The 19,582-nt window shown below is 49.3% G+C and carries 3 protein-coding genes (1 of these 3 running past the window's edge); 2 read left to right on the plus strand and 1 reads right to left on the minus strand.

What is annotated here, in order from left to right; genetic code table 11:
* Positions 1 to 16,009, plus strand: partial view of a choice-of-anchor D domain-containing protein gene (locus tag H6626_02040; GenBank protein ID USN47894.1) — the 3' portion only. The gene continues 15,374 nt to the left of window position 1, outside the view; only the last 16,009 of its 31,383 coding nucleotides appear in the window; the start codon falls outside the window, past its left edge; it ends in the stop codon at positions 16,007 to 16,009.
* Positions 16,010 to 16,011: 2 nt separating this feature from the next.
* Entirely contained in the window at positions 16,012 to 16,485 is a 474-nt protein-coding gene (locus H6626_02045) for a hypothetical protein (protein USN47895.1), read from the plus strand.
* Between the two features lie 1,378 nt (positions 16,486 to 17,863).
* On the opposite strand, the gene H6626_02050 is transcribed toward H6626_02045, so the two are convergent.
* Positions 17,864 to 18,277 (minus strand): HNH endonuclease, encoded by a 414-nt coding sequence (locus H6626_02050; GenBank protein USN48929.1) that lies wholly within the window; start codon positions 18,275 to 18,277, stop codon positions 17,864 to 17,866.
* Positions 18,278 to 19,582 lie beyond the last annotated feature (1,305 nt).

Raw genomic sequence — 19,582 nt, forward strand, 5'->3', positions numbered from 1 at the left:
TGCTTTTGCCAGCGGCGGCACATTCCCAGGTGGTGGAACTTGTACAAACGGTGGCACATTAGCAAGTCTAGCCACGTGTACATTTAGAGTGGAATTTGTACCAGCTGGTGTCGCCGGTGCCCGAAACGACAGCGTTGATGTGAACTATCATGATGGTGTCGCGGCCACGGATGTGACTCAAGCGATAACGGGAAGTGCTGAAGATCCAGCAAACCTTGTTGTGATCAGCGGCGAGTTAGACCCTTATGATTTTGGAACAGTGGCTGTGGGTGCGACAAGCACGCACAGTTCGTTCACAATACAAAACACAGGTGGTGTGGATGCCACAGGCGTGAGTGTGGGTGTAAGTGGTGGTCCATTTGCTATTAACGCCACAACTTGTGGTGTAACCATTGCAGCCGGTGCCACATGTACAGTGGATGTGGATTTCACTCCAGTGGGAAGTGGAGCGATCGCCGGTGACAATTTAACAATAGATTATACGGATGCCACAGGAACAACTCAGATGTTGCATGGCCTTGATGGTACAGGCGCGTTGCCAGCTCAACTGGTGTTTGATGATGCACCTTCATATGATTTTGGTATCGCTGCCAATGCCTCGTCTGTGTCGAGATTGTTCTGGGTTGAAAATATTGGTGAAGTAAACGCTGTCGGTCTAGCAGGTGGCTTTACTACAGGCACACACTTTAAGTTTACTGGTGTGGGTGGATATCCTGGAACTTTGGGTTCTTGCGGAACGCCGATTGTGCCAGGTCCTGGCGGCCGTTGCCAAATTGAATTGGAATTTATCCCACAAGCCAGTGGTGCGCACACTGATGATGTGATCTTGAGCTTCAATAACGGCGTGGGTGCGACAAGTAACCAGTTACAAATAGACGGAACAGGTGCTCCAGCGGCACTGATCACCATTACTCCCGCAGGACCTGTAAACTTTGGCACTATTGCTCGAAATGGTACGACCACACAGATATTGACTCTGGCCAACGCTGCCGGGGCTGTGGATGCCACAAACTTAGCTGGAAGTTTCACTGGTCCTGAGTTTGGGTTCTTAGGCGGCACTTTCCCTGGTGCTGGTGGAACATGCGTGAACGGCGGAAGCTTAGCAGGTGGTACAACTTGTGATGTGGTTGTGGAATACGCTCCCACAGTGAACAACTCAGACTCCGACACCATGGTGATCACATATGATAACGGTGTGGCTGTGGGTGTGACGGCCACAAGAAATGTTCAGGGTGTGGCCACAGATCCAGCGCTATTAACATTCACTCCAGATCCACAAGACTGGGGCAATGTGGCTAATGGTTCAACGAACATTGCACTCATTACTGTTGAAAATACGGGTGCTGTAAATGCCACAGGCGTTATTGAAGGCTCAGTGCTTGCCAACCCCTACAGTTACACCGGTGGATTGGGCTATCCTGGAACTAACGGTACATGTACGGGCACCATCTTACCTGGTGGCGGCAACACATGTCTTATTGAAGTGCAGTACTTGCCATCGGGTCTGGGCGCGACCAGCGATGATGTGGATTTAGATTATGATGATGGCACAACAGTGGCTCCAGTCACTGCCAGTGTGACCTTGCAAGGGACATCGGTGGCTCCTGCGACTTTGGATATCACTCCAGATGCATTTGACTACGGAAGCCATGCTCTAACAAGCACCACACAGCAGATCTTTACAGTGACTAACTCAGGTGGAGTGGATGCCACAAACGTCACGGGTGCGGCCTTTGGAACAGCCAACTTCCAGTTTGAAACAGGCGCTTTCCCTGGTTCTGGAACTTGTACAAATGGTGGAACGATTCCTTCAGGCGGCGGCAGCTGTACATTTGTAGTGGAGTTTATACCTGGTTCAACCGGCGCCCTTTCAGATACCATTCAATTAAACTTCAACAATGGTGCCAACAATACATCTGTGACCGAGTCCGTGAGTGGTCAAGGTGATAACCCAGCCGTACTTGGTATCTCAGCTGTTCCAGATGGATTTGCCTACGGTAACGTGGCCGTGACTACCACCGTGGATCATGAATTTACCGTCACGAACTCTGGCGACATTAATGCTACTGGCGTGAGTGAGTCCACATTGGTGGCTCCGTTTACAATGCCAGGTGGATATCCTGGTACAGGAGCCACAATTCCTTGCGGACCGACAATTAATGCGGGAACAAGTTGTAATATTGTGGTTCGCTATGCGCCACTGGCTTCAGCTCCGCACAGTGAAACGATCACTTTGGATTACAATAACGGAGCTATAAACACCAGTGTGGCGCAAGCCCTGACCGGTACCGGTGTGATTCCTGCTGATCTAGATATCGTGCCTGCAAGTCACGATTTTGGCGATATGGCCATAGGTGGATCCAGTGCCGCGCAAATCTTCACCATCACAAACAATGGTGGATTTAATGCCACACTTGTAACCGAAGTGGGCTTAGGCAATCCATTTAAATACACGGGTGGTGTATTCCCTGGAACCAATGGTGACTGTACCGCTGGCCAAACACTGGCACCACTAGCCAGTTGCGATATCGAAGTTTACTACAACCCTACAGTTGTGAATGTGGACACAGATTTTATTGATTTCAGTTACGATAATGGTGTGGGGTCAGTCAATGAAACAGCCCAAGTGGATGGCAATGCGGTGAACGTGGGTCTATTGACCATAGCTCCAGATCCACATGATTTTGGTGACGTGGCTAATGCTGGTGCCAGCACGCCACAAGTATTTACCATCACCAACACCGGTGACTTTGTTGTGACCAATATGAATGAGACAAGTCTCACAGGAGATTTTAACTACACTGGCGGGGGCTTCCCTGGAGCCGGTGGCAACTGTGTGGCTGCGGGTAGCTTAACACCCACGTCGAGCTGTTTAATTGAAGTGGAATTTACACCCACATCGACAGGTGTCCAAAACGATCAAATTAATTTCACTTACAATAACGGAGCTGCAGGAACAAGCGCCACGGCTGATCTAGATGGTAACGGTGTGAACCCAGCAAGCTTGGCTATTGCAGCAAACCCAGACTCATTCAACTGGGGTATTCAAGAAACTACAACCACAGTAGATCATACGTTCACAGTGACCAACTCTGGGGATGTGGATGCCACAGGTATTACAGAAACAGGATTGGGCGGCGACTGGAGTATGCCAGGTGGTTATCCAGGTGGTGGTACATGTCCAGGTACAGGTACTATTGCATCAGGTGCCAGCTGTACGATCATCGTGCGTTGGACACCTTCGGTGAGTGGTCTAGCTACAGATACGATCTCATTGGCTTACAATGATGGCACAATTGCAGGCCCGCCGAATGCCACAGCGGCATTGAATGGGGATGCGCGAACAAGAGCTCTGTTAACTATCACCGCTAACCCCGATGCGTTTAGTTTTGGTGCCCGTCCTATTGGGTCTACTTTAGTGCACGAATGGACGCTGACCAACACAGGAGAGATGGACGCTACAGCTATTGCTGGCGATGCATTTGCCTTAGCACCAGAGTATGCATTTGCTGGTGGAACCTTCCCAGGTGGCGGAACATGTGTGAATGGTGGCACACTGGCAAGTCTGGCTACATGTACATTTAGAGTGGAGTTTGTACCAGCCGGTGTCGCCGGTGCCCGAAACGACGACGTTGATGTGAACTATCATGATGGAGTGGCGGCCACCGATGTGACTCAGGCCATTACGGGCACAGCAGCTAACCCAGCAAACCTTGTTGTGATCAGTGGTGAGTTAGATCCGTATGACTTTGGAACAGTGGCTGTGGGTGCGACAAGCACGCACAGTTCGTTCACAGTACAAAACACAGGTGGCGTGGATGCCACAGGCGTGAGTGTGGGCGTAAGTGGTGGTCCATTTGCTATTAACGCCACAACTTGTGGTGCAACCATTGCGGCCGGTGCCACATGTACAGTGGATGTGGATTTTACTCCAGTGGGAAGTGCAACTTATAATGGCGATAACTTAACTATAGATTATACGGATGCCACTGGCACAAGTCAGATGTTGCATGGCCTTGATGGTACAGGTGCATTGCCCGCTCAACTGGTGTTTGATGATGCACCTTCATATGACTTTGGTGTAGCGGCCAATGCCTCGTCGGTGTCGAGACTGTTCTGGGTTGAAAACATTGGTGAAGTAAATGCTGTGGGCGTGGGTGGATCTTTCACCACAGGCACTCACTTTAAGTTCACAGGTGCAGGTGGATATCCAGGAACCTTGGGCACATGTACAACGCCGATCGTGCCTGGAGTGGGCGGCCGTTGCCAAATTGAATTGGAGTTTATCCCACAAGCCAGTGGTGCGCACACTGATGATGTGATCTTGAGCTTCAATAACGGCGTGGGTGCGACAAGTAACCAGTTACAAATAGACGGAACAGGTGCTCCAGCGGCGTTGATCACCATCACTCCGGCAGGACCTGTGAACTTTGGCACTATTGCACGAAATGGTACAACAACACAAATTCTCACATTAGCCAACGCTGCTGGTGCTGTGGATGCCACAAACTTAGCTGGAAGTTTTACTGGTCCTGAGTTTGGGTTCTTAGGCGGCACTTTCCCTGGTGCTGGTGGAACATGCGTGAACGGCGGAAGCTTAGCAGGTGGTACAACTTGTGATGTGGTTGTGGAATACGCTCCCACAGTGAACAACTCAGACTCCGACACCATGGTGATCACATATGATAACGGTGTGGCTGTGGGTGTGACGGCCACAAGAAACGTGCAAGGTGTGGCCACAGATCCAGCACTATTAACATTCACTCCGGACCCACAAGACTGGGGCAATGTGGCTAATGGTTCAACGAACATCACTTTAATCACCGTAGAAAACACGGGTGCTGTAAATGCCACCGGCGTTATTGAAGGCTCAGTGCTTGCCAACCCCTACAGTTACACCGGTGGTTTGGGTTATCCTGGAACTAACGGTACATGTACGGGCACCATTTTACCTGGTGGTGGCAACACATGTCTTATTGAAGTGCAGTATTTGCCATCAGGCCTGGGTGCGACCAGTGATGATGTGGATTTAGATTATGATGATGGCACAACAGTGGCCCCTGTCACTGCCAGTGTGACCTTGCAGGGGACATCGGTGGCTCCTGCGACTTTGGATATCACTCCAGATGCATTTGACTACGGAAGCCATGCTCTAACAAGCACCACACAGCAGATCTTTACAGTGACTAACTCAGGTGGAGTGGATGCCACAAACGTCACGGGCGCGGCCTTTGGAACAGCCAACTTCCAGTTTGAAACAGGCGCTTTCCCTGGTTCTGGAACTTGTACAAATGGTGGAACGATTCCTTCAGGCGGCGGCAGCTGTACATTTGTAGTGGAGTTTATACCTGGTTCAACCGGCGCCCTTTCAGATACCATTCAATTAAACTTTAACAATGGTGCGAGCAATACATCTGTGACCGAGTCCGTGAGTGGTCAAGGTGATAACCCAGCCGTACTTGGTATCTCAGCTGTTCCAGATGGATTCGCCTACGGTAACGTGGCCGTGACTACCACCGTGGATCATGAATTTACCGTCACGAACTCTGGCGACATTAATGCTACTGGCGTGAGTGAGTCCACATTGGTGGCTCCGTTTACAATGCCAGGTGGATATCCTGGTACAGGAGCCACAATCCCTTGCGGACCGACAATTAATGCGGGAACAAGTTGTAATATTGTGGTTCGCTATGCGCCACTGGCTTCAGCTCCGCACAGTGAAACGATCACTTTGGATTATAACAACGGAGCTATGAACACCAGTGTGGCGCAAGCCCTGACCGGTACCGGTGTGATTCCTGCTGATCTAGATATCGTGCCTGCAAGCCATGATTTTGGTGATATGGCTATCGGCGGTTCCAGTGCTGCGCAAATCTTCACCATCACTAATAACGGTGGCTATGATGCCACTTTAGTGAATGAAGTGGGCTTGGCAGATCCATTTAAATACACAGGTGGCGTATTCCCAGGTACCAATGGTGACTGTACGGCGGGTCAAACTCTGGCACCACTAGCCAGTTGCGATATCGAAGTTTACTACAACCCTACAGTTGTTAACGTAGATACTGATTTTATCGACTTTAGTTACTTTAATGGATCTAGCAACGTCAATCAAACCGCCCAAGTAGACGGTAACGCGGTGAATGTGGGTCTATTGACTATAGCTCCAGATCCCCATGATTTTGGTGATGTCGCCAATGCCGGTGCCAGCACACCACAAGTATTTACCATCACCAATACTGGTGACTTTGTTGTGACCAATATGAATGAGACAAGTCTCACGGGTGATTTTAACTACACTGGCGGGGGCTTCCCTGGATCGGGTGGTAACTGTGTGGCTGCGGGTAGCTTAACGCCCACATCGAGCTGTTTAATTGAAGTGGAATTTACACCCACATCGACCGGTGCGCAAAGTGATCAAATTAATTTCACTTACAATAACGGAGCTGCAGGAACAAGCGCCACGGCTGATCTAGATGGTAACGGTGTGAACCCAGCAAGCTTGGCTATTGCAGCAAACCCAGACTCATTCAACTGGGGTATTCAAGAAACTACAACCACAGTAGATCATACGTTCACAGTGACCAACTCTGGGGATGTGGATGCCACAGGTATTACAGAAACAGGATTGGGCGGAGACTGGAGTATGCCCGGTGGTTATCCAGGTGGCGGCACATGTCCAGGTACAGGTATTATAGCTTCCGGAGCCAACTGTACAATTATCGTGCGTTGGACGCCCTCAGTGAGTGGACTAGCCACAGATACGATTTCATTGGCTTACAGCGATGGTACAATTGCAGGACCACCGAATGCCACGGCGGTTTTAAATGGCGATGCCAGAACAAGAGCCCTACTCACTATTACCGCAAACCCTGACGCATTTGGATTTGGTCCACAGCCGATTGGTTCAACATCGGTGCATGAATGGACACTGACAAATGCCGGTGAAATGGATGCCACAGCGATTACGGGTGATGCTTTTGGATTGGCTCCAGAATATGCATTTGCAGGAGGCGCTTTCCCTGGTGGCGGAACTTGTACTAACGGCGGAACACTCGCTAACGCTGCTACATGTACATTTAGAGTGGAGTTTGTGCCAGCCGGTGTTGCGGGTGCAAGAAATGACTCTGTTGACATTAATTATCATGATGGCGTAGCGGCCACAGATGTGACTCAGGCGATCACTGGAAGTGCTCAAGATCCAGCCGACATTGTGCTCATCAGCGGTGAGGCCACACCATATGACTACGGAACAGTTACAAATGGAGCCAATGCCACTCATCAATTCACTTTCAGAAATGATGGTGGCGTAACGGCAACAGCCGTGGCGGTGCCCGCGTTGACATTGCCATACAGTATTGCCGCAACCACATGTGCGGGGACTTTGGCGCCAGCTTCTACATGTACTGTGGATGTGGATTTTGATCCCACATCATCAGGTACGCACACAGACACTCTCACTGTGAATTTCCATGACGGTGTTGGCGCGACAAATGTGACGCACAGTTTGACGGGTGATAGTATCACTCCTGCTCAGCTAATTTTTGCTGATGCGCCAGGGTATGATTTCAGCCCACCAAGCCATGCTGATGGTTCGTCCACAGTTCGTCTGTTCACTGTAGAAAATGTGGGCGGAACTGATGCCACAGGTGTGGGTGGCGGAGCCTTCTCAACAGTTCACTTTAAGTTTACGGGCTTGGGCGGATATCCAGGAACAAACGGTACATGTACGAATACGATTCAGCCGGGTGCGATAAATAACTGTACGGTGGAAGTGGAATTTGTGCCGACAGCACTGGGCGCGTTGAGTGACGACGTCACAATCACATACAATGATGGTGCGGTTCTTACGAATGTGCAGCTTCCTGTGGATGGTACGGCAGTACCGGCCGCAGTCATCACGATTGCACCAGGGGGAACATATGATTACAGCACTATCGCCAGAGACGGTACAGCTACGGCTACATTTACATTAACAAACCTTGCAGGTGCGGCCGATGCCACAAATATCACAGGTGCTGTTCCCACGGCTGAGTTTGATTTCTTAAACGGTACATTCCCAGGAACGGGCGGTAACTGTGTGCTTAACGGAACTCTCGCAGCAGGTGCAAGTTGTGATATCGTGGTTGAATTTGCTCCAACGGCCAATGGTCCTTATTCAGATACTATTACAATCACTTACGATGACGGAGCCAATCCTGCAGCGACGGCCACGCAAGACGTGCAAGGGGGCGCGGCTGATCCAGCAAGCCTCACATTTACGCCCACGCCACAAAACTGGGGTACAGTGGCTCGAGGATCAACGAAAACAGCAATTATCACTCTAGAAAACGTCGGTGGTGTAGATGCCACAAGTGCAGCTCCTGGATCAGCCTTGGCGTCGCCTTATGACTACACAGGTGGACTTGGCTATCCTGGAACATTGGGAACTTGCGGTGCCACAATTCTTCCTGGTGCTGGAAACACTTGTACTATCGAAGTGATGTATCAGCCGCCAGCAAATGGGCCGACCAGTGACGACGTTGACATTAGCTATGATGACGGAACAGGCGTGACTCAAACGGACAGCGTGACTTTGCAAGGTACGGCCGCCGATCCAGCCCTTTTGGTTGTGACCGATGCTGAGCCTTATGATTTCGGACCACATCCTCTAGCGAGCACAACCACATATGCATTTACGGTTGAAAACCAAGGGGGTGTTACAGCCTCTGGTATTACTGGGCTTGCATTTGGAGCGGCCCATTTTGATCACAATGGCGCGGCCTTCCCCGGTGGTGGATCTTGCGTGAGTGGCGGCAACCTCATTGCGGGTAACTCATGTACATTTAGAGTGGATTTCACTCCAGGTGCGATTGCCCTTCTCAGCGACACTATTCAATTGCAGTATAATGACGGTGCGGCTTCGCAGACGGAAACACACAATATCCAAGGTAATGGTGAAAATCCAGCAAACCTTGCCATCACCGCCGATACATCCACAGATTTTGGTAGTGTGGTGCATGGAACAACAAAGGATCTATTGTTTACCATCACTAACAGTGGTGGTTTACAAGCGACGGCCATGGCTGAAGTGGCTTTAACTCCGCCATTTAGTTTGGCAGGGGGCGTGTGGCCAGGAAACAATGGAACATGTAATGTGGGCGGCACGTTGAATGCTGGAGGCAGCTGTAAAATAGAAATTCGATTTGCTCCTGCCGGTGCGGGTACAGTGACTTATCCAAATTCTATTGATGTGAGCTATCATAATGGTTCGGCACTAACCAACTCCACATTGGCTATTACCGGTGATGGAATAAATCCAGCGAGCCTAGATATCACAACAGTTCCACATAACTTTAATACAAAAGCTATTGGTTCAACGAACTCGCAATTGTTTACGCTAACTAATAACGGCAGTTACACGGCAACAAATATCACTGGAGCGGCCTTCGGTTTAGCTGACTACACGTTCTCGGGCGGAGTTTTTGGCGGAGTGGGCACTTGTACTTCGGGTGGATCATTAGCTCCAGCTGGAAGCTGTACGTTCCAAGTTTCCTTTGTGCCAGCCGGCGCACCAGGTGCTAGAAATGACACCATCACTCTTAACTATGATGATGGTAATAACCCCGCTCAGGTGAGCACAGGCTCCCTATTAGGTGCCGCAGCCAACACGGCTAGCATCGTAGTGACCAGTGCTGAGGCTGATCCTTATGATTTCTCATCAGACTTTGGTGTGGTGGCTAACACGCACACGGTGACACACAGTTCGTTCACCATTGAAAACCAAGGTGGCGTGGATGCCACAGGCCTAGTTTTTGGTATCAGCGGTGGGCCATACTCAGTTAATACAGAAAACTGTCCTGAACCACTTCCACCCGCATCACCTTGTCAGATTGATGTGGACTTCTCACCAGTGGCTACAGGAACTCACAGTGGATTTGATTTAGAGGTAGATTATAATAACGGCGCTGCCGCAGCCCAGATGACTCATGGGTTGACGGGCACAAGCAACTCTCCAGCCTCCTTGTCACTGTCTGCCGATGTTTCATCTAACTTCGGCACCATTACACATGGAGATACTTTAGATTATCTATTTACCATTACAAACAGTGGTGGTGTACAGGCCACAGGCTTGGTGGAATCAAGCTTGGGTGCTCCTTACACTATTAGTGGCGGTTCATGGCCAGGTCTCAACGGAACATGTAATGGATTGGGCACTTTAGGTCCAGGATCCAGTTGTAAAATCGAAGTGCGTTTTGCGCCAGCAGGAGTCGGTAGCCAGACGTACCCTGATTCTATACAAATTGACTACAACACAGGTGCCGCGGCGGCCAACACAAGTTTAGCAATCACCGGCCAGGCTGAAGATCCTGCTCTGCTTGCTATCACTCCTGCGGGACACAACTTTGGAACACTGGCCACAACATCAGTGAACACGCAAATGTTTACGGTCACCAACAACGGCGATAGCCCGGCGACCAATATTACAGGTGCGGCCTTCGGCTTGGGCGACTACACGTTCTCTGGTGGTACTTTTGGCGGTGTGGGAACATGTACAAGTGGTGGATCGTTGAACCCTGCAAGTTCATGTACATTCCAAGTGACATTTACTCCTAGCATTGTGGGAGCAAGAAACGACACTATCACTCTCAATTACAATGACGGTGTAAATCCGGCACAGGTTTCTACAAATAATATATTTGGCGCTGGTGCCAATGCGGCAAACATTGTGGTCACAAGTGGTGAAGCCGATCCGTACAATTATTCTTCGGGTGGCACTATTGCCAATGGTTCTGACATTAGCCATATATTCACAGTTGAAAACCAAGGTGGTGTGGATGCCACAAGTTTGGTGTTTAACGTCTCAGGCGGCCCATATAATATCAATACAGAAAACTGCCCAGAGCCATTACCGCCATCAACTTCATGTCAAGTCACGGTAGATTTTGAGCCCGTGTCTACAGCCACGCATGCGCCTTATGACTGGACCATTGATTATGACGATGGCACGGGAGCCAATCAGCTGGCTCACGGCGTGACGGGTACAAGTGCCTCGCCGGCGAGCTTGTCAATTGCAGCAAGCCCCGACTCATTTAGTTACGGCGATGTAGCTCATGGCGGAACTCTCGATCACACCTTTGAAGTGACCAACTCAGGCGGTGTACCAGCCACAGGAATTTCTGAATCCACTTTGGCTCTTCCGTTTAGCATTGTGGGTGGAACTTGTACTCCACTGGGTTCTATTGCGGCGGGCACAACTTGTAATATTGTGGTGCGATTTGCTCCTACGGCCGCGGGTACCGTTGTCTATGGTGAAACCATCACATTGGGATACAATAACGGCGTGGGTGCTGCCGCACCAGCCACAGCGGCGGTGGATGGAACGGGTAAAGACCCTGCTACAATCACCGTTGTTGCGAGCCCCGATACTTTTGCCTTTGGTACGCGGGCGATTGGCTCAACCACAGTTTACACACTGACATTAAGAAACGATGGGGCCTTTGATGCCACAAATATTAACGGTGCAGCCTTTGGCCTTGCGGATTATACATTCTCTGGCGGAGCCTTCCCTGGCGGTGGCGGATGTTCTGCGGGTGGAACTCTTGTGCCGGCAGGGACATGTACGTTCAGAGTGGCCTTTGACCCAGCGGGAGCGCCCGGAAGTCGAAACGACACAATCACGATCACCTATGACGACGGAACAGGTGCAACCAATTCCACCCAAAATATTACCGGTGCCGCGGCCAATCCAGCAAACATTGTTGTAACCAGTGCTGAGGCCGATCCTTATGATTTTGGAACAAGAGCTAATGGTTCAACCACAACCCATGCTTCTTTCACTATTGAAAACCAAGGCAGTGTAAATGCCACAGGACTTTCTTTCGGAGTGAGCGGCGGACCTTATGCGATCAATACTGAAAACTGTCCTGAGCCATTGCCTCCGGCCACATCATGTCAAGTGTCGGTGGATTTCTCACCAGTGGGAACTGGTACGTGGAATGGCGTGAATCTAGAAGTGGATTATGATGACGGCACAGGGGCAGCCCAATTGTTACATGGCCTGACTGGTGTGTCGGACGTTCCTGCAGATTTAACCATCACAGCTGCTCCAGATGCCTTTGGATTTGGTGATTTGGCGCACACAGATACGCTAGATCATACGTTTACTGTGACAAACTCATCACCGAGCATTGCAGCCACAGGTATCAGTGAATCAACATTGGCTGCTCCATTTAGTATTGTGGGTGGAACTTGTACTCCGTTGGGCACTATTGCTGGTGGTGCTTCGTGTACATTGCAAGTGAGGTTTGCTCCTTCTGATGCGGGTGATGTGGCCTACAGTGAAACCATCACTTTAGGTTTTAGCAATGGCGTAGGTGCCGACACGGCAACCGCTAACGTCACTGGTGACGGACACAATAAAGCTCTGCTTGTGATTACGGCTGTGCCAGATTCTTTCGCTTTTGGTACTAAAGGTGATGGCTCGTCAACCACGCGCACGTTTACAATCACAAACAACGGCGGTATGGATGCCACAGGTGTGACTGACAATGCCTTTGCAGCATTCCCCGCACAATGGAGCTTTGCTGGTGGTGCTTTTGGTGGAGTTGGAACATGTAGTGATGGTATGACAATTATTCCAGCAGCCTCTTGTACTTTTGGTATCACCTTTGCTCCCACAGGTGCCGGCAGTCGAAACGACACAATCAGTGTGGCCTACAACGACAGCATCGCTGCCGTGAACGAAACACAGGCTGTCACTGGGGCGGTCGCGGCAGTGGCCAATATTGTGGTGACATCTGGCCAATCGGATCCATTTGATTATTCATCCGGTGGGACTTTGCCGAATACATCAGACAATAGCGAAGTATTTACTGTGCAAAACACAGGTGGTGTTGATGCCACGGGACTTGTGATTGCTGTAAGTGGTTTGCCGTTTAATATTAACACTGAAAACTGTCCAGAGCCGCTACCGGCTGGAAGTTCTTGTGATATCACCGTAGATTACGAGCCCACTGTGACCGGCTCAGTGAGTGAAAACTGGACCATCGATTACCACAACGGTGTAGCCAACGTGCAGTATAGCCATGACATCGACGGAACCAGTGGTGATCCTGCAAGTATCACCATTGTGGGCGCGGAACCCACATTCTTTGGGACTGTGGCTTCAGGCGGCGGTACGAATGCCATTGCGATGACCATTCGAAACAACGGTGGCGTGAATGCGACAAGTTTTGTACCTAGCTTGGCCACGGGAACAAATTGGTCGATTATTGGTGGCGGGACTTGTACGGGTACGATTGCACCCACACCTGGCGGTGATTGTACAGTTATGGTGCGATTTGCTCCAGGCTCTAATGGTGCCTTGAGTGATACTCTGCAAGCAGATTATCACACTGGTTTAGCCGCAGCACCCACATCCACACGCGGGCTTTCTGGCATTGGTGCTGCTCCAGCCGTATTGACGCTTTCAGGATTTCCACAAGTGGATTTTGATCGAGCGGCCATCGGTGGTGGCTACAATGATGAAACCATCACAATCACTTATGCTGGTGGCGTACCGGCATCCAGTGTGGCCGAGTCCTTTACGACGGGCACTTACTTTTCTATTCCCGGTGGCTGGCCAGGCCCTGGAGGAACGTGTCCTGTGGGCAGTATTTCAGCCACATGTGATATCACTGTGCGTTTTTCAGCAGGTGCTCCGGCCGGTGTGAAGTCAGACACAATCACTGTCGATTACAATGATGGAACCGGTATGACGTTGGTGGCAAGGGATCTCACTGGAAATGCTCAAAACCCCGCCAACGTTGTATTCAACGATGCGCCTGGACCTTATGATTTTGGAATCGTGCTTGAAGATGGTGCCAACGAAGGGGCTTATATTTTTAGAATTACGAATAACGGCGGAATTGACGCTTCAAGTTTTGGTGAAAGTGGTCTTGGCGGAGTGTTTGATTTCACTGGCGGGTTGTACCCAGGTAACAACGGAGATTGTGATGGCAATCTCGAGTTTGGTACCTTCTGTGATATCGAAGTGGCCTTCAACCCTTCTGCAGGTGGAGCGGCATCCGACACTATTCAAGTGGATTTTGATAATGGCTTGATTTCTACAAATAGCACTTTGGGTGTACAGGGAACAGGCTATGTTGAAGCGATGACATTGAGTTTACTCAACCCGGCCACTTCACCGAATAACGACACCACTCCGCAGATTCAAATTGGCGGTGTCATCACAGGATTGGGTGTGGCCCTTTACAGAGAATCTAGCTGTACGAATCAGGTGGGATCAGGAACGGCAGCGGGTGCCACAATCAATATTACGTCAAGTGTATTGGGAACAGCCAACTACACATTTGCATCAAGAGCCGAAGACGATTACGGGAACACGATTTGTTCTGCGGCCACAGTGTCGTACAACCTCGACGCCACTCCTCCGGCAGACCCAAGCGGTTGGACGATATCCTCACCGGCTAACGGCTCGCGATCCAACGACGCCTCACCAATCATCTCTGCAACAGGTATTGTCGGTGAAAATGGCTCAACCACTGAAGTATGGGACAACCCCACATGTACGGGTGGTGCATTGGCCTCAGATACAATTGCAGCCGGTAGCGCCACGATGACGGGAACATGGTATGTGGCTGGCGGTGGCGATGATGGCTTAAAACAATACTATGGGCAAATCACAGATGCCGTAGGTAACCAGTCGAACTGCGTGGATTTAAGTTTGTCCTACACTTACGACACAGTGGTAAACCCAGCCACAGGCGTCACGTTGACGGCAAATCTGATAACGAATAGCTCGATTTCTCCCACATTCAACTGGACTAATCCTGGTGACACAGACATTGACCATATTGAAGTGGGATTATGTACGCTTTCTGGAGGCTGTGATGATGTGGTTTCATATACAAATATTGCCGCGGTATCCACAAGTCACCAGTTTACGGGCCTCACTCTTTCAGAGTGTACTTATTATTATCCCACAGTGAAGATGGTGGATACATCAGGAAACGAATCCACACTTGCCGTAGATACATCGGGATTCCGCGTGGATGCCACGGGGCCAAGTGTGGTTGGAGCACTTACGAATCGTAAAGGTTCTGCTAATGCTCAGTCCCCACTCTTTACATGGACAGCCGCTACGGATGCTTGCTCAGGAATTGACCACTACGAATTTGCCGTTGGAACTACGGCCGGAGATACGGATGTTAGCGGAGGCTGGACTGACATTGGAAATGTTCTCACTTACCAGCAGACAGGACTCTCAATGTCGGTGGCCACAAATTACTTTGTGACTGTTAGAGCCGTAGATGTCGCCGGTAATGCAGGAACTCCAACAGACAGTGGTGCCTTTAGAACTGATGTTGTTGATCTCGTCGGTACGTCATTTCAGTCTGGTGGCACCTGTGTTGAGCAGGGGAGCGACAACAGCGGTCGAATCCTGGTTGTTTCAGTTCATGTTGAGTACTCTGGTGGTACCAAAGACGTAACTAATGTGCAGTGGGGGGATCGAAACCTTACACAGGGCGCGGAAGAGGGAACAGTGGGTGGCGGCGGTTGGGGTACGCGGACAGAAATCTTCTATCTCAACGATGCCGGCATACAGGCAAATACAGGCGGCAACGCTATTACGGTCACGCACAATGGAACGCTGGATTCGCAACTGATCACTTGTACTTGGTTGGAGCACGTCAACCAAGCCGCTCCCATTTCCGGTTCAAACAGTAGTTACAATGGTGGAACAAATATCAACAATATTTCGACTACATTGGCAGGTACTGTAGATGGGTTGACTTACTTGGCAAGTTCCTGGGGAGACCCAGCTGGTGGCAATACGTTATCGATAAACTCGGGCACTTATACCGAGTTAGACAATCAGGATTTTGGAGGGCAGGGTTGCGGTATTCAAGGTTATCGCCAAACTACGAGTACGGCTGTGGATAACGGTGGCACGGACATTTCTGGGGGCAGTGACAGGCGTCCAAGTATCATTTTAATCAACTGGCAAGATTGGTCGGGGTCTTAAGCATGAAAAAAATTATCTTGTTTATTTCATTTGTAGTTTTTAGCAGCTCAGTTGGGGCCCAAGAAGAAGTCCCAACGCCAGCTCCGCCAGAGCCAGCGGGCCCTATTTTTCAACTTGTGGCCAGTTCAGAAATCCGTATCGGTGAAGAAGATAAATGTGCGCTAGCAGTGGTCTTAGGTCAGACGGATTCTACATTACGAATCCACCGTATGAATCCCCCAAGCGAACACAATTACACAGTGGATGATTTGATCGAAAACCCCAACGCCTATAATGGGTACGGTTGGAAATACAACATTACAGATCTTTTTCCAGGCGTGATGACAGAAGAAATTAACCGCGTGCAGGTGCGAGTGACCGAAGAAGCCGGCCACAAAAAGGTTATCGTGGAACTGCGCAAGATCGATCAGCAAAAATTGACCAACACGCTAAATGTCCATGACCTGGCAACCAAAGACCTGCCGTGCCTGCGCTGAAAAAAACCACGACCTGGCGTTTAGGATTACGTTTTAGAGCGCCATAAATCGCTCGCGCGCAACTCCAGGTGACTGATAAATCCTGCCGTAAAAAAGTTATCTTGTAACAGTACAAGGTCGATCAAAAAAACTGACCAACATACTAGATGTCCAAGGCCTGGCAGCAAAAGATCTACCCTGCCTGCGCTGAAAAAACGCCGCGATCTGGCGTTTAGGCTTGCGTTTTAGCGCGCCATAAATCGCTCGCGCGCAACTTCAAGTGGCCGAGCCGGTCGCAAAAAAGTTATCCTGCAACACCAATGTGAAAACTGTGGGTTAAAGCACAGTTTTCAGATAGATCATAAAGTAAGCGTGTCCCTGTGGGGGGCAACAGACGAATTTAAAACCTAAGGCTCTTGTGTCGGTCATGTAACCAGCGAGCCGCAATTTAACAGTTGGGACTGAAGATGATGAATAAATATATCAACAAACAACCACCCACCCCCTGAGAAGGTCAGGCTGCGTTAAAGTGGTGCGAATGACATGAGTTTCTTTCATTGGAGAATTTAGTATCCAAAAGGTCTTCAAGTTGGAAATATTGAACGGCCAAAAGGTCGATCAGCAAAAACTGACCAATACGCTACATTTTCACGGCGGTGTCGCAACCGACATCCTGCTTTTGCCAGAAATGCCACCGATATTGGTATTGCAGGCGGACCAAGATACTGTATATCGCTATACAATGAGAGGATCTAAGGGAAGTATTTCAATAAAAAGACCACCATGGTTCTTTTTGTTTTACAAATATCTGATCGATCGAAGTTTCTTTTAGGATCAAGATTAATCAAGTACGGATTTACGTGTTCTTCAAGAGAATAATAATGTTCTGGGTAGTCCTCCCTTTGATCGCATGCTCTGAGCGTATTTTTTTCCACTTGAAACTTCCACGAGATTACCAAGGGTTTCTATTTTGTTTTCCTTTCGCTTTCCGTATCTAGAGCAGAGTTCCAGCTGGGTGAATTATATTTTTTAGAATTCTTTTTTAAAATCCCAAAAATTCGTACCAAACACGATTTTTAGAAGGAAAAAATGGACAGATTTGATATTTTTAATGGCTCTAGAAGCCCAATCCTTTCGAGCTCGAAGACCTTTTGGACACTAAATTCGCCAGTGAAAGAAACTCATGCCGCTCGCACTACTTTGAATTTGGTACGTCGAAGTTGAGCGTTTCCAGGCTGAAGATCTTTTGAATGCTAAATTCTCCAGTGAAAGAAACTCATGCCGCTCGCGCTACTTTGAGTTTGGTGCGTCGAAGTTGAGCGTTTCCAGATTGAAGACCTTTTGAATGCTAAATTCTACAGCGAAAGAAACTCATGTCATTCGCGCCACTTTAACGCAGTCAGACCTTCTCAGAGGGTGGTTGTTTGTTGATGTATTTATCCATCATCTTCAGTCCCAACTGTTCAATAGCAGCTCGCTGGTTGCACGATCGGCACAAGAGCCTTAGGTTTTCAATATGGTTGCTGCCCCCCAGGGCCACGCTTACTCTATGATCAATCTGCAAACTGTACTTTGATCCACAGTTTTCACATTGGTGTTGAGCGTTTTTAATCACAATAGCCCGCTTTCCCGGGCTAATGCTTCGGGCGCGACGACTTGGATTTGCTCTATCATTAAGCTTTGTCGTTGTGTCGGGCTCTGTGGCTTTAAGTTTTTCTTCAACGAGAAGCTGCAACAACTCCTGCTCGCAGGCCACATTCAACCGGGATTTCAACAAATGAAGTTTTTCACTGTCTAAAAAAACCTTTAACATAGTTTTTTCACCATAGCTTCGTTTGCTGGGTTTTAATTCAGGTGTTTTCAAATTATTCTCTTTGGCAATTTTTTCGAGCTCGATCTCACACTCTCGGGTGCTTTTGTTTTTAACGCGTTCTATGATTGCCTTAGGGTTAAGTTTTGCTGCTGAAAACTGAGGATGAGTAGGCAAAGTGTTTGCCCCTGCCGTTGCACGAAGGCCGACGCCTGAAACGACACCTGAAGTTGCGCCTGGAGTTGCGCCTGGAGTTGCGCCTGGAACTGCACCTGGAACTGCACCTGGAACTGTACCTGGAACTGTACCTGGAACTGTACCTGGAACTGTACCTGGAACTGTACCTGGAACTGTACCTGGAACTGTACCTGGAACTGTACCTGGAACTGTACCTGGAACTGTACCTGAAGCTGTACCTGAAGCTGTACCTGAAGCTGTACCTGAAGCTGTACCTGAAGTGGCGCCGGAGTTTTCAACTGCGCCCAACTGGGCATACGCTCCCGAGTCTTCCCAAAGAGGCCCTGCAATAGTTTCGTTCGGATCCTGCTCTTTATCGTCGCGGTGTAATTTGGCGCTCTTGTTTAAAAACACTTGAACTGCCGCTGCATTTGACAGGCTGAGCTCACCGCGAGCAATGGATTCTTTTACTCCCTGGCAATGCGAGGCCAGCTTACAGGCGCTGATCTTTTTATGGGCTTCCCCGTTGGAGTAGCCTAAAATACGTATACAGTAATCGTAAATAGAAGAGCACTTATAGTGAGCAAACAGTCGACGCCGATAAACCTCTTCAAGGTGAGCGATAATTCTGGCAACAATACGAGACTCGTTCGATTTAAGAATTAGCAAATTCTGATGTAGTTGATTGTCACTTAAGCTCCTGATGTTCACTGGATCTCCTCGAAAAGCGATTTCAAAAAACTCGCAAAATGTGACGCGAGTTTAATTTTTAGAAAATAAAATGTCAAAATATTGATCTGAAAAAAATGAATTCATGGCGCACCGTGACCTTCTGAGGGGGTGGTTTTTTTCCGAATGAATTAAATCCAAAGAATGAGGCGCCTAAAAAAACTGTTTTTGTTGGGCTAAAACGTTACCTGTCCCATGGCCTGGGGAATGTGACCTGCAGCATGTTTACGTTGTCTGGTGCTTTTCTGCATGTTCCGGAGCATGAGGGCCACTTATCTGGAAAATGGCATCAGATGACCCACTTTATCCCAGAATAGTGGTCCACATCCGACCAGGTAGGTGGCCCGCCTCCACCGGGTTTGGTGGCCAACATACGCCGGAGTTCGCACTTTTCTTCATGGA

Source organism: Pseudobdellovibrionaceae bacterium (assembly GCA_023898385.1).
Taxonomy (GTDB): Bacteria; Bdellovibrionota; Bdellovibrionia; order Bdellovibrionales; family UBA1609.